The sequence below is a fragment of the Candidatus Nitrososphaera gargensis Ga9.2 genome, from assembly GCF_000303155.1.
Taxonomy (GTDB): domain Archaea; phylum Thermoproteota; class Nitrososphaeria; order Nitrososphaerales; family Nitrososphaeraceae; genus Nitrososphaera; species Nitrososphaera gargensis.
Window position 1 is genome coordinate 591895 of record NC_018719.1, and the last position, 16156, is coordinate 608050.

The window sequence follows — 16156 nt, forward strand, 5'->3', positions numbered from 1 at the left end:
CATCGGGCTATGCTGTTGTAAGTGTATATATGTATGCCGCAGAAGATATCTTACTGATAGAAGCGGCATTGAAGAACTTTTTAAATGCAACAAATATTGATACAGAGACTTTTGCAAAGAATATTGGGAATTAACAAAATCAGAAAGCGGAAAAACCGGCGAAAAATCATAAAACACATTATATATAGCGATAAAAAAGCGTCTAGCAAAAAGTCCCTTCTCCTTGGAGGGCATCAAATAAAGGAAAATGAAATCTAGGCCCAGATGGCCTGCCTCTCATCTAATGGTAGGAGGAGTGCTCGCTTTCTCAATCTTCGGGTTTTAATTTTTAATGATGTTGAAATTATTATACCTCTTTTTCCTGCCTCTTCCTTACTTTCAAAACACAATGTGATGACCATCTACAACACCATGATGATGATAATCTCGTCCATCATCATTACTCTAGAAGCTGTGTACGCTTACACTTCAGGTATTTTTGTTGTTATTGTTTCTTCAATGGCACAGAGAGACCTCTTTTCTTATCCGCAAGACCACGGTTTTTGCGTATGGCTTGATGTATATGCTGAGCTATCGATAGCGAATTATGACAATGATTCTCCTTCTTAGGTTTCTTTTCTGGCTTCCTGATCGAGAGTTTTTCCCCTCAAGTTTTAAAATCCATACTCTGCAGGTATCAGTCCGTTTTGTTGTATATGTCTGAAACACCAAGATGTACAGAATGTAAAAACAACCCTGCAGAGATATTTCACACACTAGGAGAATTTTGTATCGATTGTTGGCAAAGAAGGACAGAGCCCGATGTGTGATTGATTTCAGAACCCATAGTCAGCAAAAACTTTTTTCTCTTAATCATGAAAGGCTGTTGCTAAATGAGAGCCTCTCTTCCACCTTTCTACACTAAATCACCGCTATTTTTCTATGGGCCATCCCTTTCTTTTTGTTCTTCTTGGAATCTGTGCTCTCGTCTTTGGCAGCATTTTTGCCATACTGCTTGTTACCCCTTTTGTTTCCAGCCATATATATGAATAAACATAATCACAACATGATATCTAGATAGAGGTACTACAGGCAAGTAAAAATTGGTACCTAACCAGCCATTTCTAACTGCGTGTATTTATCAGAATATTTTTGTATAACAACAAAGGTATTGCTCGTTCTGCTGCTCGTAGCCAACGAGAGAGCCTGCTCAGTGCTGATTCTGCCGCTGCCCCAGCAGCGCTTGTGCACGCGCACCTAAAAGACCTCCTTCTTCAGCATTGTACGCCTTACCTCTACCTTGGCGTATGTATCCTACTACACAAACTTGCAGATCCAAAATATTCGTCTTTTTGAAATTCTAATTAGAGCAACCACAGCTTTGAGAAGAACACGATTGCCACCCCCCACGAACTCCTCTGCTTCTTATACTAATTCCACAAAAGAGGCAGTAAAAAACAGTGTGGCCAGAATGATGACCAAGACTGTTCAGCAACGTGCTAGATGTCCCCTGTATGAATATGTGATTGCGGTGCTATGTATCCGATAAGAACAAAAGAGAACCAAGTTAAGCCCTAGCTCTACTTGCCAAGGATCTAGAGCTGATACACTATTGGCTTTTTATGGCTTGGGCTTGAACAAACCCGTTTCTAGCTGATGTTGTCGTGTATATCACCAGACCGCGCAGCATATCTTAAACGAATTTTATCTTGCTTTTATCTAATAAAACCAAGCAGTTACAGGCAGAATATAATATCAGGTGAGTGCCGGGGAGCATTAAATAATAATAGTAACAATAAAAAATAATTAGAAATTACGTGCTTCTTTCATGCTTTCACTCTTTGTAAGAGTCGTCTCTGTTGTTGTCTGTGTCTCTGCCGCTGCCTCTGTTTTACTTGCAGCACGCTTGATCGTATTTATCGCATCGACACAAGCAACCCTTATTTCATCGTAAGCTGTAACATTAAAGACCTCTTCTAATGCAGATAATGCATCGCTGCCATATGCTGAAAGCTGTTTAATTGCTGTTTTCTTTTCCTGTCTATCGTCAGACCATTTTGCCTTTTCTTTCAATTCATAGATGATGCCACTACTACTTTTGTTTGTTAGCAAAACATCAGTGCTCATGGTTGTTGCGCTTTAACTGACGCTTTAGCTTATTTACAATACGGTCGCTTCTCTACTACAAGATAGTAACAGATAGTAAAAACTACTAAAAATTTGTTCTATCTACAAGAATTTGGTAATAATAATTCTTGGTCAAGACAAAAACTCTTTAAAATTATAATTTCCAAAATATGTTAGCAACCATATGCTCATAGCGTAGCTATATGTGCACATGGTTGCACCTCAAAGACCAATCGAGCCCGAACGCCGCCAGTCTTTTTTGCAAAAAACAGATACGTACATACGCACGCATTATTTGGCGGCGAATAGGGCTTCACTATCTACTACAAATATTCAATGGCGGGGCCTAGTCTCACCAAAACTTTGTTTTAAGGGTTGCTTTTATATCTGCGCAGGCTGCTGCTGTGGCTGGTCTTGACTAAGACACATATGCACAGCTACAGACAGCTGCGGCCATGCGACAGAATGAAGAACCGCTTTTCGCCTTTGATTGCTTGCTTGCCTGGTGTGTTGTTGCTGATTTGCATACCTTTTGTCAATTGAAGAAGAAGTTCTGCACTTTAGGCATGAGATGAGAATTTATTCTATCTGAGCATAACGAGTTCAGATTCGATAAGCCAAGTGTTTCATTCAAGCTCTCCTTAAGCATCAAAAACCTCTGTTGCGTCTCTGTGAGTCATCTGCGTTATCAGAGATACTTGAGATAACAGTAGGGCATTTTAGGTTATGGTTATTTTTATATCAAATCTAAATTGCCATAGAGCAAGAACTGTTCAGATGTTTGACAATAACAACAAACAAACAACATCAAAATTGGGTGGATCCTTTTCCCCTAATAGACTAGCAAAGGATATTATCCGTACCCACTTGCATCAGACCACTTGATATCAGGTATCACTCCCACATCCTCTACCTTACGCAGTCCTCATCGGCGGATGGCTTGTGCTTATTACTCAATATCTGAAGTTCCTAACAAAGCCAGTCAACCTAAGACTTGACAGAGCCGGTATTGTTAAACAATAGAAAGGCTAAAAGTACCGAAGCTTGAACGGTATGGAAGATTTTACAATAACTATGTAGTGTCGAATAGAATCTGACTCCCTAGGGCTTATAGACATGGTTTAATTGAGCTGTCCTAAAAGATGAATGAAGACGAAAAGCCCACTCTTAGGCTGGACAGGGCTTACCGCTGCACAACATGCGATGCCGTCTACCTTTTTCCACACGAAAAGGAGGAGCACTGTAGAGACACCGACCACAAAGAATTCATTGAGATACTGCTGTGAAGACTTTTGATGGATATGTTGTTATGTATATAGTCTCCATTACAGGCAAAAGCGAATCGCTTTTATCCCAGTACACGACATGAAGAACCATGAAATATGCCTACAGGACGTATGTTGCCGCCAGGATTTTAGATGCTGTAAAAAATGGAGCAAAGACAAACAGCAGCATAATGCACGAAGCTTTTGTTTCCTACGATGCATTGAGGAGGCATCTTGATGTCTTGATTGGAAGTGGTTTGCTTCAGTACTTTGAGCCAACAAGAAGGTACTACCAGATCACAGAGAAGGGCCTTCAATTTTTGCGCCTGTACAACAGGGCAGAAGAAATGATCTGTATGGCGAGCAGTTGCAGTGCATAGAATATATAACATAATCACTGTCGGCTACAACAATGGTAGTTCGGCTGCGAGTAACTGACAGGTCGTGTCAGAGATTCAACAGTATGACAATTGTTGTTAATTTGCTCAAAAACTTCACAAATTCAATTTATATTGGCCAAATGCGAGGCGTCAGCTGAAGTAATGGGTACAGACCATAAAAGAAAGGAAAATCAACAGCCTATCGTCATGATGCTAACAGATCAGCAGGACATCATAGACAGGTTGACAAGAATCTTTGTCAACGCAGACTCTGAAATTTGTGCATGCATAGAATCTGAAACGCCAATTGCAACTACAGATATAGAATCTCTGGTAAAAGCAAAGCTTGCTGCAAGGAAAAGGGGTGTCAAGCTAAGATACATCACAGAAATCAAAGAAGGAAACCTGTATTATTGCAGAAAGCAGATAGGAATGATAACCGAGCTTAGGCACTTGGACTTTGTAAAGGGCAACTTTGTAGTAAGCGACAAAGAATTTCTATCAGTCCCTCTCATACCGGAAGAAGGCCCGGTTACCGAAGGCATCTATACGGATGTAGACGCAATTGTGCTCCAGCAGCAATTAATTTTCGAAACTTTATGGAAAAAGGCGAGGCCTGCCGAGGAGCGCATTAGAGAATTGGAGAGGCGATATAATTCACAAGAGAAATTCGTAGAAGAAGAAAACAACAAAAAACAACAAAAAATCATTGACAGGATATACCTATGCATGAAATGTGGTGCGTCCTTTATCTACAGAGGGGAGGCTTTACAACATGTTTCAGAAACAGGTCATGATGAGACAAGGGAATTTCCTTTTGGCAATTCAATCTAGAATTATGACATAATAACTGCAATGAAAGATCAAGATGAACCCACGTCTGACATCCTCTCAACCCTGAAGGGTTTGAGGTTCCTGCCTGATCACATGGTTTTCCTGTCTTCTTTTACTACTACCATCACGGAGGTTCTGGGCTTTGTCAGTTGCAGCCCCTGATACAGACAGAACAATGTGTGTGTGCGCCCGTGTACCTCGGTGGAGCTTCTTCTCACCTTTTTTCTTCTTCACTAGCTCTGTCGCCGTATTGCTGTTGGCGACCGGTTGTTGACTTTGCATCGCACGGCGTTGATCCACTGAGAAGCCTCGCTTTCAAGTTCACCATCTCGCAGCAGCCTCTCGCTGGATGGATAAAGCTTGCTATCAGCAGCATCTAAAAAATATAACAGCGATTCATCCCGCTGTAAATGGCAGGGGCTTTTTCTCGCCGCTGATTCCGTAACCTAGGCAGCCACCTCCGCACACTCCTGCTGAGCAAACAAGAGGCCACCACCACTACTGCTACAGGTAGATGCTAGGACAGGTCACAAGGAAGAAGTTTTCATACTATTGTTTGTGATGTGGTGCTTCTGGTCTATATGTCTCTTCAGATCTACCTTTGATTCAAAATACTACCCGCACATGTCACAACGTGAGGGCTTTCTGTCGTTAAGAAACTATTAGAGAGTTATCTCTCTATAAGATTTTTCTTACGCCGTTTGACTAGTGATTGGGAATCTCATGCTCGCCTGCATTATGACAATTATTGGATGTTGATTTCAAGTTTGTGCCATACATTATTGCGGTACTAATTACTGGACGGTTACTTTGTGCAGATTCGCCGCCAAGGGATACGGATTGTTGTACAAATCGTTCAACACAAAGATCCGAACCATATACATCCCCGGTTGGAAGCACCAGCATCATTTCTTTTGGAGTTGACTTAAAAGCATCACATTCCATAATAGACTTGTTAAGCGTCTCTATCTTTTTGATCTGTGTCCTTGTAGATATGTACGGATCCGATAGCCCAACAATGTCCATGAAGAAAAAGTTGGCATGTATCAAGTTGATATTGGACATGAGGCTCAAAGGGCTTACATGACCCCTTTCTTTCGCTTCACGATAAACTATTTTTGCTGTTCCAGTCATAATAGAGGGTCACTACAATGATATGCCCATTTGCTGGAGAATAGTATGCCTGATGACATTATCTTCTCGATATCGAATCAGCCCTCTATGATCCTAATCCACTTTTACCCACCAAAGGCCACAAAATCAAGATCTAACCAGAGAGATACTTCTATGCAATTGACTCTAATTGAAGCTATATTTGCAGTAACTTGCTACGCTACAATGCTAACCGTTACGAACCTAAAGAGGAATAACAAGAATGATGACAACAACAAGCACTCTAAAGGCAGTACTCTGGCAATCAACAAGCCATAATAGTCAGAAAAGTGAGAGAGAGAGAGGAGTGGCTTCTGTATCAAGAGTGGTCTGTGTTTGTTCCCCCACCCTGATTCCCAAATTTGGAGACAATGCCACATGAGTATAATATAGAGATATCTTCTATATTTTTATATCCCTATTGTGAATAGAATACGGGTAAACGTATTGGAGAGACATACAATCAGAATAGACTCTTCATCTGGCAATAATTCTAGCAGTCGCGGCATTGAACTGCAACAAATGCATTGGGACATAGCTAAATTGTTAGAACTAGGCATTAGTGAGGAATGGTTGTCTGAATCAAATATCACTCCAAAACAGGCAAGAGACTTGGTAAAAGGACTATTATACTTGAGAGAAAAATACACGAAGAAAGAGGCAGGTTTTTAGATACTCTAAGGTACTGCTGAAACTGACCAACCAAAAGGAAGTATCTACAGCAGTGGAGAAACACAGTCAGATCCCGGGTGATATCCAGAGGAAAGCATTTGATAAATTCGATGTTTTTGGTATTGTGTTTAGAGATTATTTAATTGAAGAAATAGAACGGCAAGGTATTGTATTTGATTACAAGCATCACTACAGACTTCAAGAAATTGAAGAATGACTTGAAAACTTGTTTGGTGATGATGCTACTCCATTGCTTATAGAGAGAATCAAGAGAATCTTGAATGATCTAAAATTGTCGGTGATCATATAGTGCTGCCGGCACTGCAATTTGGTTATCTCTATTTGTGGCCATACGATCATCACCAGCCTAGGAATATATGAAGCCAGAATCCAGCGCTGCAAAACCACTACCACTTGGAATATTCAAATATAGATAAGAGACCGCGAACGCTCTAAATCCGGTCATGATCATTGTTATTGTAATTATTCTTCTAGTGCCTTCCACCATCTCTGAATCAGTAGCTCAGTAGCATCTTCTCCCAATATGTTTTCTAATGCCTGCTCAATCTGCTTAAAAGAGTATGGATTCGTTCCATCCAAGTCGATCCCCTTATTCTGCAAATCATGCAGTAACGCTTCCTTTGAACTTTGTCCCAGAATACTCAGTGACTTATCAAATGCAATTTTCAAACGTTCCGCAGAAACGGGTTCTTCGCAGCTAAATTCTTTTTTTGACAAATCTGGAATACTTGCCAAAAAGGGGGCACCTTATATTAAAAGTATCTCTATTGTGCTTTGTAATACTAATAATAGGAGGCTTGCAAGATACTCGAAAATGGACTATTCAGACCTTTGCCAAAAGGTTGATTTCCTCGGACAAAATCTGGTGTGTGTAATTGTAGTCAAGAAGGGAAAACTAGTGGCTTCCAAAGTAAAGCCAGGCTTGGAAGCTCTCAATGAAAAGAGATTTGCAGACATGTTCACCCAAGTTCAAATTATGGTAGGTGTTGCCCAGACCGCAGAAGATATCCTTGGTGGCATGGAGCATGTCAAAGTAAGATATGGCAATGGTTTGGATGTCTACCTATTTCCTTTGGAAACGCCATCCGAAAAAACAATTCTTGTAGTTGCGGTAATGCGACCGTATAACACTGATGACCTGCTTGAAAAAATCGTTAATGTTATCAGAACCTGAATGGTGAATTCCATATACAATGGACTTTTTCGTGTTCGACATCCTTGATTTCTGCTTTGATTATCATTTCCGGTTTTTGTCTAGAAAAATATTGATTTGAAGTTCCGCTCGATCTCTTTTCGTGTCTTGGTTCCCCGACTATAGGAGCTTCTTTTATCCAAGATACATATTCCCATTTCCACAGGTCATGGTTGTTGTCATGTGGCCCCATCGCATGGTTGGATGTGTTGATAAACACAATAGGATGATACTGATCTGCAAAATAGTATTCTATCTCCCTGTGAGGAGCCGGCGGCTTGTCAAGATGAGTGGTATCGTATTCCAAGTTATGATTTCCGCTGTATATTCCTTCAAAGACAAAATAGTTGCTATTCATGCTATCTTTGACAAAGTGGATTTTGAAAGTCTCTATATCTATCAGGCGCCCATAAAGGATCTTCCTAAGCCACCGATAGATCCCGTCAGCAAACCTGAATTTGCGCAGCTGCTCGTTATTGAACAGCAGTGAGACCTCGATATCCGCGAGCCGTCAGGGTTTGTTGATTTCGCACAGTGCATTTCGCGCAAAAAGTTATCAAGCGAATCAACTGCCGGTTGGTAGATAACAGGTACAACATCATCGAGCTTTTCGACCTCGACTCGAAAGATGTTATTATTGCTTGCAGGCGTTGGAGCCTCCTCCAAATATTTCCGTATCTTTTCATAAACTCCATACACCACGCTTGACCGGATATCAGCAGAACCGGCCCTTGTCCACTCCCAGACTTGCGACCGGCTTCCAAGATCAAAGACCCATCTATCGTGGACGATCTCTTTGACTGATTGTGGCAGATTTTTCCTTTTTGATGCTGAAAGTGTATAGTCCTTTTCAAGCCGCGGTTCAGAGATTTCACTTGGGTCCACGTCCACTCCAAGCATGAAGCGCAGCTGCACCGGTATGGAGCCCATGTAGTCACTGTTGCGGTTGGTCTTGCTTCTGATTACAAAGCGTATCTTGCCATCATCAAGCTTTTTTGCAACATCTACTGTGCAATTGTCCCAATCAAGTTTTATCACACGGTCAGTGAACGCAAATTTTTTCTTGGCATTTGCCACCTGCAGTATTTCGTATTCGTTTACAGCATGGGAAAACCATACGAGATCCCTGCGATAGGTAGCAGAAGACATTCAGATATTGTTTGATGTTGTACCTGCCTCTGTACTTATATCTTGGTGTAGAACTTTACCAACTGGCACGATGAAGTGAGAATGGTCACTGATGATTTCATGGTAGGAAAATGGTGCTCGCCTCCAAGTCAACTTGGTCTCGGCGTCTTTGCGCCAAGCTTCCTAAGCGTAGAGCGAGTCCCAGAGGGCAGCAGGCTTTGCCTACGGTTTACGCTAAAGCGCAGAGGATAAATTCTGCATTGCCTTATCTTGAGGCCAGTATCGATATCGCCTTTTTGTATAGGACGCTTTCCATCGCAGCCTTGTAAAGACCTTCGGCCTCATCCCTGTATGCAGGTATCCAATACTGCGAGCCATCGTTGCACGTTACCTGCACCGAAAAGTGCTTCATGCTGTTCGCGACTCGCACTATTCCCCAAGCATGGCTGTTATCCTGCACGCCTTTTCCTCTCCGTCGAGGAGGCCTGCTCAGAGCATCAGCTACGCTTGCGTACGTGCTAGGATATCTCCCTTAGCCTTGGGCGCCTGACCTCGATCTTGGCTATCCTGCCATACTTGCGTATGCGGAATATCCGTGCCTTTGAGATTGCCACAAGAGCAGCCAGCGTCGGAAAGAACCCTAGTGCCACCCACATTGCGGATTCTATCGGTTCCATGTCATAGTAATTCCATGCAAGAATGATTAACCCTGCTTAGCAGTACATTAAACGACTCATGTCAATAGCGTGATAATCATATCTTTTACTGATTAATCATAATCCTGATCAACAAATTAAGTATCTGCAGCCTGTCGGCAAATGATGACAGGATTTTGCTATACCATCAATGCGAATAGTCCTTGCATTTGCAGATTCCACACGGCAGCTTGTCTGTATTTGGATTGAAAACACGAGTTCTCAGGTCATGGTTGCACTTGCAAATGTTGGATGCGCTGGACATATTCTGTGCTGCAGTAGTGTCATAATTTTAGAATATTTCGGTTGTATCAAAAGACATTGGTTGGTATCGCAATTGCGAACCACATAAACTCTTTAAAACTATCAAAGGTTTTAGCATCGCAAAGCGAACGCTGGCTTTTTGGCGGTTTAGGACGAGGTATACTCAAATTTAAAAAGAATTGAAGAAAATTGAAAACAAGGAAAAGCTATCCCGAGCGATTGCTAGCCTGGATTCAGTCATGCGAAGCACATAAGGGAAAAGGAAAATGAAAAGTACGCTAGCTGAAGTGATTGCCATGCTAAACAATGAGGATAGCTCTATACAGGTGAGAGCTGTCAATGCCGTAAGCAGTTTAGAAAATGTGACGCAGCTCCATTGGCTAGAGCCCTACCAAAGAGTAGCCATATGGCAGAGGCTCTATCGGAGCTCGAATCAATAAGGGGATAATAATAGAATGTGCTTGTGCAGCACAGTATAATATAATATTTCTGAGATGCTACATATTGCTCAGCAAAGGTCTTGAAATACAAAATAATCGAGAAGGCAGGATCAGGTGGATTTGGAAATGTGTACAAAGTAGAAGGTAATGATGGCAATATCTATGCGATGAAACTGCTCAAGGATCTAAATGCAGTCAACAAGCAACGATTTGACAGGGAGATCAAGATCCTTGCCCAGCTTGACCATCCAAACATTGTTAAGATAGTAGAGTGGAACCTAGGCGGCGACCCACCCGATTTTAGCCCGTGGTATACCATGGAATACCTCCGGGGTGGCTCCCTCAGGCAGCATATGGACGAAAAATTCAGGGAAAACTATGTCTTTCAGAGGAACTGGACGATCAAGACAGTAATTTTACCTATCCTGCACGCCTTTGGGCAGGCACATCATGCGGGCATTTACCACCGCGATTTGAAGCCAGATAATATCCTATATACAGATGATCACAGAGCTCAAATCAAGATAACAGACTGGGGCCTTGGAAGAGATATCGATAGAAAATCATTAGCGTTAACTGCCGCAACAGGAGAAGTAGGGGGAACGCCAGGCTATTGCGCCCCCGAACAATGGTTCTCCCTTGATAATATTGACGGGCGCGCAGATATTTTCTCGCTTGGAGTCATATTTTACGAAATGATGACAGGGAAAAGGCCTCCATCATATAACAATGACATGAAGAGGCCGGTTATTGAACCTCCTTCGAGATTTCATCCTACTATCTCCAAGGATCTTGATGCCATTATTTTGAGAATGGTTGATCTCGATCCTGAAAAACGGTACACGTCTGTATTGGAATTAATACCAGACATAGAATTGCTAGAAGACGCTAGATACTATTACTAGAAATCTTGACCTTTTGCAACAGGAAAATTTCGAGCCCAAGGTCAAGGCCCATAGCAGAATTCTTCCTTCAGAAAAGCGACCCGATGTAGCCATTTTGCTAGTGCAAAAAACATCCTTTATAAGGACATGGCGAGAAGACCACTGGACTTGTCCAGTGGATGAATCGCCACCATATTTTTTAAGTAGCACCAGTGAAAAATATGCTGCTGTACTATCATAATCAATCAATCATCATGACGCTCATGACTACAAATTCCGACTATATATCCAACAACGAAAGAACAGGAGCTTGCACTAGAGCAAACTCTGGATGGCTGCAGGTGGATATACAACTACTTTCTCTCACTACCATCGCCAATGTCAGAGTACGACATGAACTATGCCTTGACTGAATTAAAAGAGCAACACCCATGGCTTCGCAAATACTACTACCACTCTAAAATGTTGCAGATGGTAGCAAAACAGGTTGCAGCAGCAGCTATAAAGGTAGTGGCAAAGGGCCGCAAGCTTTCATACAGAAAGGATGAAGATTTCAACTCATTTACATACAACCAGTCTGGCTTTAAGATAGAAAATGACAGGCTGGTACTCTCAAAGATAGCAGGAGGCAGCATAAGGATTGTACTACATCGTCAACCTGTCAACGTCAAGCAGGTCACAATATGCCGTAGCAAGGCTGGTAATAAATGGTACGCAGTTGTAGCCTGCGATGTACTGCGCAGGCTGTATTCAACGATAATCAGGTACGTAAAGCCAGCAGTTGGCATTGATGTAGGTATAACAAAGTTCTGCCATGACTCTGACAACCATGTAGTGGAAAATCCGCAGTTTCTAACAAAGATGCTAAAGCCATTGAGGAGAGCTCACCGCAGGGTATCGAGAAAGCAAAGCGCATGCTTGCCAGATTGTACGAACGCATCCATAACAAGCGCCGTGACTTTCTACACAAGCTATCCAACTATTACAGCAGCCGCTACGACCTGATATTCCTGGAGAGGCTACGAGTGGCAAACCTCACAAAGAACCACCGTCTTGCAAGAAAGATACTGGACGCAAGCTGGTCTACTTTTAAGCAAATGCTGCAGTACAAGGCTAACAGGGTAGTGGAGGTAGAGCCAGCATATTCCTCGGTTGACTGCTCAAGATGTGGACACCCAGTACCAAAGTCATTGGCTGTACGTACACATGTTTGTACAGAGTGTGGTGCTGTGCTTGACAGGGACTATAATTCTGCCATCAATATCCTCAAGCGAGGACTGGAGTCGTTAGTGCTACTACTACTACTACTACTACTACCGGTGGAACGCCGGGAAGTTACACGCCTGTGGAGATCGTACTACAACAGCGGTCGCTGAAGCAGGAAGAAGAGGCTATCGGACTTGTCCGATAGTAGTTCACATTATTATTGGTAAGCCATTATTTTTGACCCGAATTTTTACTAGTGTCTGTTCGAGTCGTTCATGCAGATCCAGAGATGATATGTAGCGGCTAACCACCTCTATTGGAGATTTCGTGGAGGCGGCAATTTAGTAATGCTGAACTCTGAAATTGGCAGACATGAAGACCTTTTCAAATGTCCTGACGACATTTGGGTTAGAAAAGAAGCCTATTACCCTTGCCGTATCGGAACCTATGTTGTTAAAATTGTGAGTTTCCATCACCGGCACCACGCCAAACTTGCCTTTTGAAACACTCGCCTCCCACAACATTCCCAGAATGCATGAAATGGAGTCTATCTCTATATGCCATATCTAGAAAAGTGTTATATACTGGTTCCCTATTTTGGGAATTATGTACAATAGTCACAAAATAAAGTACATTTTGAATTTTGTATCGCCTAACGAAGACGATCCTGGAAGGAGAAAATGGATGTGTGACAAGTGTCAAAAAATATTTTCAACATGGAAAGAGGTTAGACTGCACAAGAGAGATGTACACTCCTACTAGCAAGGGGCTTGTTGAAAATGTGGTGGTGTTATTATTATTGAACATGAAGAATAGTAAGCATGCTCCCACGACCAAATTATTTGACAGAAAACAGTGCCGCTCATGCGGCAGCAAAATTACGGTAAGGAGTGTTTGCCTCGAATGCAACGAACCTACTTCCGCGTGGTGCGAAAATTGTTTTATGCTAGAGGAATTTGAACACGTTGGACACTTGGAGCTTGATCTGTTCTAGGCATATAACTCTTCAACGGGTTTACTTATATGCAGGAGAGAAAACCTTGGGGTTACCATATAATGCTCCATAAGCCGAAGATATCATTGCCCTAAGGCTGTCCGGGATAATAGAGGCGGTCACTGTTTCTGCAACTTCCAACCAGAAATCCTCAAGGTCTTTGTCTGGGCGGTCATTCTTTGAAACGGCCGCTATGGCTGCGTTGATGGCGCCTATGAGGTACCAGCGACAATGTCGAACTTTAAATCATGTTTGGATAACGCTTTATACTACACTCCACACTCATACTCACCTAGCGAGCCTCCGCCCTGCATAACGAGAACCGTTTCAGATTGCAGTTTTTGTACATGTCTTATTTTTAATTCACGCACTGTCATGATAGTAAAAATATTATTGAAATTGTTATTAAGATTATGTACGGCAGTTTTGGTAACTTAGCTGGAGGTCGGCTTGATTTTACGAGGAGACAGAGAAACACCATCTTTCCCAAAGTTACCAGAACCGTCAGAACTGTGCTACTACTTCTATTAAGAGCCTGATTCATATCACAATCTCGGCAAAATAGAAAATAATTAGGCAGCTGATTTACCTATGATATGGTGCAATTAGTTATAGATGGACAAGATTCTCACAGGCTGTTCAGGCTGGAATTACTCGGATCCAGCAGAAAAGGGCGGATGGGTCGGCACATTCTACCCCCGATTCACAGACAAAGCGCCTTAGATACTATTCTGAATACTTTTCAACAGCAGAGCTTGATGCCACATTCTATGAGAAGTTTTACAGCAAGATGACAAAAGGCACGTTCTACGGCATGGTCAAGGCAACGCCAGATAGCTTTGAGTTCTCTATAAAAGTACCTGAAACTGTTACGTACATGAAAAGGCTAGATGCAAGAAAGCACGCCACAGTATCCTTTAACGAATTCCTAGACAAGATATCACCGCTAAAAGATGCAAACAAGCTTGGCGCTATCCTGATTCAATTACCACCCTCATTCTCAGTCGATGAGTTTTGGCAAGTCGAAGGCTTTCTAGAACGTTTGCCTATAGGTTATGAGTACGCTCTAGAGTTCCGCTACCCATCATGACAGGCAGAAGGCGCGCTAGAACTGCTCAGGCAGTACAATATCGCTTCAGTGATTACAGATTCGCCTGATCCAAAGTTGCAGTACCTATCAAATGTCGTTCTGACCGCCGATCATGTTTCCATTAGACTGCACGGCAGAAACAAGGGTTACCGGTACAACTACCCCTACAGCAAGGAAGAGCTTGAGCCCTGGGCGGATAAAGTCAAAAAATAAAGCAAGACCCAGAAGTCAAGCGATTGAGAATTTATTTCAACAATCATTATGGCGGAGAAGCAGTTGCAAATGCTCTGAATTCAGAGAGATGATTGGTGAAAAGCTATCAAGAGAACAGAAAGATAGGAAAGAACAAGCTTTTGTCAAGCTGAAGGAAATTGCTAGTCAGACAAAGCTTGGTCAGTTCGCAGCATGATTTTGTTGCATATAGCCTGCAGGTGAGATCAGCTTTTCGATATCAGCAGTTTCTGACAACAAATATTTGATAATATGCCAACCAATACATGAAAAGAGATGATGACATCACGGCTTTTGCTAATACAATACATCTTTTACGTTTTTGACAAGCCATCGGACAGCTTCGAGCTGGCACCTACTGTGATCAAAATGTCTGTTGTCTAGTTCGATGGTTCCACGGATTGTTCTTTTTAGAGAATGGACATTTTTGAGTACATCTTTGATTGGAATTTCTCCCTTCCCAAGCATCAAGCCCTCGCCGGCAGGGTCAAACCCTCTTGCGTCACGGATGTGAAGCTGCACTAAACTGCTTGATAGAATGCCTATGCACTCTGACCAGCTTGGAGGTTTCGGACCATGAATCGCCCTATCCAAGTCTCCCAGTATGTTACCCTTGCCGTGTCAGATGTAATTTGCATACAGGTGATAATGCGACAGATCGAGAACCGTCTTGATTCCATGTTTATCCAAAGTTGCAATGTCGTTAGGGTGGTAGGGACCTGCTACAGAATGATATTGAAAGTACTTGGAATAGAGATTCTCTAGCGCCAACACTATCTCTTTTCAATTTTCAATTCCCTCTTTTTTAATGAACCGGGCGAACATCCCTGACTGAAGCTCGAGCTTTTTCTTGGCAGTCATTGTTGCCAAGTCATCTCTTGAAACAAAGTAAGCGAGGTGAAATACTACTACTGCATCGTTTGTAATCCCGGATCGTCTATTACTTCTTTAGCTTCTTCGATGTTCTGCATGATTGAATCCAGAATTATTCCGCCCCACTTTTCGTCACAGATGTTCTCGCCGTTTACAAAAATCGGTGCGTGATACGTCAGGTACTCGATTTTATTCCTTGAGCAAAAACCGGAGACCATCTTGACTCGCTCGGCAATCGTCGTCTTTTGCATAATACCTGCAAGCTGTTGTATCTCGTGGCCCGGATCTTGTACTCGCTGCTCCGAATCATGGCAGAAATGTCATCTATGTCCTGTTCTTTTTGAGTAGACTTAGCTGTAACACAATATGCATGACGGTTCTTCTTTATTAATATCTAATTAGCTATGGCATCAGCCTCCAATTCATACTTGTCATTGGGCCGGCTAACTTTGAGTTTTGGCTGAATTATGTTAATGCCAGCGAAGTCAAAATGAGACGAAGAAATGTGATTATTTTGAGAGGAAAAATTCTTTCCCACTTGATTGAGGATGATGACCAGAGTCTGCCTGTCTTGCCTTCGGTGCATGCACTCCGAGAGCATGGAAAGACAACATTTCACCGTGGCTAGACTAGCAGATAAGGTTTGCCTAATAGTCTAGCTTCTCTTTTGTGATCAATGACCTTGTTCTTGTACTCTATCACTTCATCGTATGGCGTATCAAATCATCT

Annotated in this window: 21 protein-coding genes and 1 pseudogene; 12 read left to right on the top strand and 10 right to left on the bottom strand. The window is 42.3% G+C overall.

Translation table 11 applies throughout. From position 1 onward, the window contains the following. Nucleotides 1–264 precede the first annotated feature (264 nt). A complete protein-coding gene (locus tag NGAR_RS03550) occupies nucleotides 265–609 on the top strand; it encodes a hypothetical protein (RefSeq protein ID WP_015018258.1) in 345 nt (114 codons plus the stop codon). 1176 nt (nucleotides 610–1785) lie between these two features. Here the strand turns inward: NGAR_RS03550 and NGAR_RS03555 are convergent. Further along, a complete protein-coding gene (locus tag NGAR_RS03555) occupies nucleotides 1786–2106 on the bottom strand; it encodes a hypothetical protein (protein ID WP_015018260.1) in 321 nt (106 codons plus the stop codon). 1142 nt (nucleotides 2107–3248) lie between these two features. On the opposite strand from NGAR_RS03555, the gene NGAR_RS17150 reads away from it, so the two are divergent. From NGAR_RS17150 to NGAR_RS03565, 3 genes are all read left to right on the top strand, one after another. Continuing rightward, nucleotides 3249–3392 (top strand): hypothetical protein, encoded by a 144-nt coding sequence (locus tag NGAR_RS17150; protein ID WP_015018262.1) that lies wholly within the window; start codon nucleotides 3249–3251, stop codon nucleotides 3390–3392. An 89-nt stretch (nucleotides 3393–3481) separates the two neighbouring features. Continuing rightward, on the top strand, nucleotides 3482–3751 hold the full coding sequence (locus NGAR_RS03560) for a winged helix-turn-helix domain-containing protein (RefSeq protein WP_015018263.1): 270 nt from the start codon (nucleotides 3482–3484) through the stop codon (nucleotides 3749–3751). A 207-nt stretch (nucleotides 3752–3958) separates the two neighbouring features. Further along, on the top strand, nucleotides 3959–4585 hold the full coding sequence (locus tag NGAR_RS03565) for a hypothetical protein (RefSeq protein ID WP_148680921.1): 627 nt from the start codon (nucleotides 3959–3961) through the stop codon (nucleotides 4583–4585). Between the two features lie 57 nt (nucleotides 4586–4642). Here NGAR_RS03565 and NGAR_RS03570 read toward each other — a convergent pair whose 3' ends face one another. Beyond that, nucleotides 4643–4867: a hypothetical protein gene (locus tag NGAR_RS03570; protein ID WP_015018265.1), complete on the bottom strand. Its 225-nt coding sequence runs from the start codon at nucleotides 4865–4867 to the stop codon at nucleotides 4643–4645. A 423-nt stretch (nucleotides 4868–5290) separates the two neighbouring features. Next, nucleotides 5291–5719 carry a hypothetical protein gene (locus NGAR_RS03575; protein ID WP_015018266.1) on the bottom strand — a complete coding sequence of 143 codons (429 nt, stop codon included), beginning with the start codon at nucleotides 5717–5719 and terminating at the stop codon, nucleotides 5291–5293. A gap of 45 nt (nucleotides 5720–5764) precedes the next feature. Here NGAR_RS03575 and NGAR_RS03580 point away from each other — a divergent pair, with 45 nt between their 5' ends. After that, complete coding sequence (locus NGAR_RS03580) at nucleotides 5765–6016, top strand: hypothetical protein (RefSeq protein ID WP_015018267.1); 252 nt, start codon at nucleotides 5765–5767, stop codon at nucleotides 6014–6016. A 445-nt stretch (nucleotides 6017–6461) separates the two neighbouring features. Continuing rightward, complete coding sequence (locus tag NGAR_RS17155) at nucleotides 6462–6626, top strand: hypothetical protein (RefSeq protein ID WP_015018268.1); 165 nt, start codon at nucleotides 6462–6464, stop codon at nucleotides 6624–6626. 266 nt (nucleotides 6627–6892) lie between these two features. Here the strand turns inward: NGAR_RS17155 and NGAR_RS03585 are convergent, their stop codons facing one another. Continuing rightward, nucleotides 6893–7165, bottom strand: a complete 273-nt coding sequence (locus NGAR_RS03585) for a hypothetical protein (protein ID WP_148680922.1) — start codon at nucleotides 7163–7165, stop codon at nucleotides 6893–6895. A 79-nt stretch (nucleotides 7166–7244) separates the two neighbouring features. Here NGAR_RS03585 and NGAR_RS03590 point away from each other — a divergent pair, with 79 nt between their 5' ends. Next, on the top strand, nucleotides 7245–7604 hold the full coding sequence (locus tag NGAR_RS03590) for a hypothetical protein (RefSeq protein ID WP_015018270.1): 360 nt from the start codon (nucleotides 7245–7247) through the stop codon (nucleotides 7602–7604). Here NGAR_RS03590 and NGAR_RS03595 read toward each other — a convergent pair. The 4 genes from NGAR_RS03595 to NGAR_RS17160 all read right to left on the bottom strand — a co-directional run bounded on the left by NGAR_RS03595 (nucleotide 7594) and on the right by NGAR_RS17160 (nucleotide 9427). Further along, entirely contained in the window at nucleotides 7594–7980 is a 387-nt protein-coding gene (locus tag NGAR_RS03595) for a hypothetical protein (protein ID WP_015018271.1), read from the bottom strand. The two genes, NGAR_RS03590 and NGAR_RS03595, sit on opposite strands and share 11 nt — an antisense overlap. Before the next feature lie 41 nt (nucleotides 7981–8021). Continuing rightward, nucleotides 8022–8771, bottom strand: a complete 750-nt coding sequence (locus NGAR_RS03600) for a hypothetical protein (RefSeq protein WP_015018272.1) — start codon at nucleotides 8769–8771, stop codon at nucleotides 8022–8024. Nucleotides 8772–9015: 244 nt separating this feature from the next. Then, the gene (locus tag NGAR_RS03605; RefSeq protein ID WP_148680923.1) at nucleotides 9016–9210 is read right to left on the bottom strand and encodes a hypothetical protein; all 195 of its coding nucleotides are present in this window, start codon (nucleotides 9208–9210) and stop codon (nucleotides 9016–9018) included. Between the two features lie 58 nt (nucleotides 9211–9268). Continuing rightward, nucleotides 9269–9427 carry a hypothetical protein gene (locus NGAR_RS17160; RefSeq protein WP_015018273.1) on the bottom strand — a complete coding sequence of 53 codons (159 nt, stop codon included), beginning with the start codon at nucleotides 9425–9427 and terminating at the stop codon, nucleotides 9269–9271. Between the two features lie 548 nt (nucleotides 9428–9975). Here NGAR_RS17160 and NGAR_RS19245 point away from each other — a divergent pair. From NGAR_RS19245 to NGAR_RS03620, 3 genes and pseudogenes are all read left to right on the top strand, one after another. Continuing rightward, nucleotides 9976–10149, top strand: a complete 174-nt coding sequence (locus NGAR_RS19245) for a UPF0147 family protein (RefSeq protein ID WP_148680924.1) — start codon at nucleotides 9976–9978, stop codon at nucleotides 10147–10149. Between the two features lie 80 nt (nucleotides 10150–10229). Next, nucleotides 10230–11054 carry a serine/threonine protein kinase gene (locus NGAR_RS03615; protein WP_015018274.1) on the top strand — a complete coding sequence of 275 codons (825 nt, stop codon included), beginning with the start codon at nucleotides 10230–10232 and terminating at the stop codon, nucleotides 11052–11054. Between the two features lie 223 nt (nucleotides 11055–11277). Continuing rightward, nucleotides 11278–12444: pseudogene (locus tag NGAR_RS03620) on the top strand (RNA-guided endonuclease InsQ/TnpB family protein). 136 nt (nucleotides 12445–12580) lie between these two features. Here NGAR_RS03620 and NGAR_RS03625 read toward each other — a convergent pair. Further along, complete coding sequence (locus NGAR_RS03625) at nucleotides 12581–12763, bottom strand: hypothetical protein (RefSeq protein WP_015018277.1); 183 nt, start codon at nucleotides 12761–12763, stop codon at nucleotides 12581–12583. Between the two features lie 1128 nt (nucleotides 12764–13891). Between NGAR_RS03625 and NGAR_RS03630 the strand changes: the two genes are divergently transcribed. Next, a complete protein-coding gene (locus tag NGAR_RS03630) occupies nucleotides 13892–14323 on the top strand; it encodes a DUF72 domain-containing protein (RefSeq protein ID WP_266190407.1) in 432 nt (143 codons plus the stop codon). A 21-nt stretch (nucleotides 14324–14344) separates the two neighbouring features. Then, a complete protein-coding gene (locus NGAR_RS18700) occupies nucleotides 14345–14536 on the top strand; it encodes a DUF72 domain-containing protein (protein ID WP_148680926.1) in 192 nt (63 codons plus the stop codon). A 926-nt stretch (nucleotides 14537–15462) separates the two neighbouring features. On the opposite strand, the gene NGAR_RS03640 is transcribed toward NGAR_RS18700, so the two are convergent. Continuing rightward, on the bottom strand, nucleotides 15463–15678 hold the full coding sequence (locus NGAR_RS03640) for a hypothetical protein (RefSeq protein ID WP_015018282.1): 216 nt from the start codon (nucleotides 15676–15678) through the stop codon (nucleotides 15463–15465). Nucleotides 15679–16156: the final 478 nt, after the last annotated feature.

Coding starts and splice junctions, on each gene's coding strand:
- NGAR_RS03550 (WP_015018258.1), top strand. CDS start 265: ATGGCCTGCCTCTCATCTAATGGTAGGAGGAGTGCTCGCTTTCTCAAT.
- NGAR_RS03640 (WP_015018282.1), bottom strand. CDS start 15,678: ATGCAAAAGACGACGATTGCCGAGCGAGTCAAGATGGTCTCCGGTTTT.
- NGAR_RS03575 (WP_015018266.1), bottom strand. CDS start 5,719: ATGACTGGAACAGCAAAAATAGTTTATCGTGAAGCGAAAGAAAGGGGT.
- NGAR_RS17150 (WP_015018262.1), top strand. CDS start 3,249: ATGAATGAAGACGAAAAGCCCACTCTTAGGCTGGACAGGGCTTACCGC.
- NGAR_RS03600 (WP_015018272.1), bottom strand. CDS start 8,771: ATGTCTTCTGCTACCTATCGCAGGGATCTCGTATGGTTTTCCCATGCT.
- NGAR_RS17160 (WP_015018273.1), bottom strand. CDS start 9,427: ATGGAACCGATAGAATCCGCAATGTGGGTGGCACTAGGGTTCTTTCCG.
- NGAR_RS03560 (WP_015018263.1), top strand. CDS start 3,482: ATGAAATATGCCTACAGGACGTATGTTGCCGCCAGGATTTTAGATGCT.
- NGAR_RS03595 (WP_015018271.1), bottom strand. CDS start 7,980: ATGAATAGCAACTATTTTGTCTTTGAAGGAATATACAGCGGAAATCAT.
- NGAR_RS19245 (WP_148680924.1), top strand. CDS start 9,976: ATGAAAAGTACGCTAGCTGAAGTGATTGCCATGCTAAACAATGAGGAT.
- NGAR_RS03625 (WP_015018277.1), bottom strand. CDS start 12,763: ATGTTGTGGGAGGCGAGTGTTTCAAAAGGCAAGTTTGGCGTGGTGCCG.
- NGAR_RS03580 (WP_015018267.1), top strand. CDS start 5,765: ATGCCTGATGACATTATCTTCTCGATATCGAATCAGCCCTCTATGATC.
- NGAR_RS03590 (WP_015018270.1), top strand. CDS start 7,245: ATGGACTATTCAGACCTTTGCCAAAAGGTTGATTTCCTCGGACAAAAT.
- NGAR_RS03555 (WP_015018260.1), bottom strand. CDS start 2,106: ATGAGCACTGATGTTTTGCTAACAAACAAAAGTAGTAGTGGCATCATC.
- NGAR_RS03565 (WP_148680921.1), top strand. CDS start 3,959: ATGATGCTAACAGATCAGCAGGACATCATAGACAGGTTGACAAGAATC.
- NGAR_RS03570 (WP_015018265.1), bottom strand. CDS start 4,867: ATGCAAAGTCAACAACCGGTCGCCAACAGCAATACGGCGACAGAGCTA.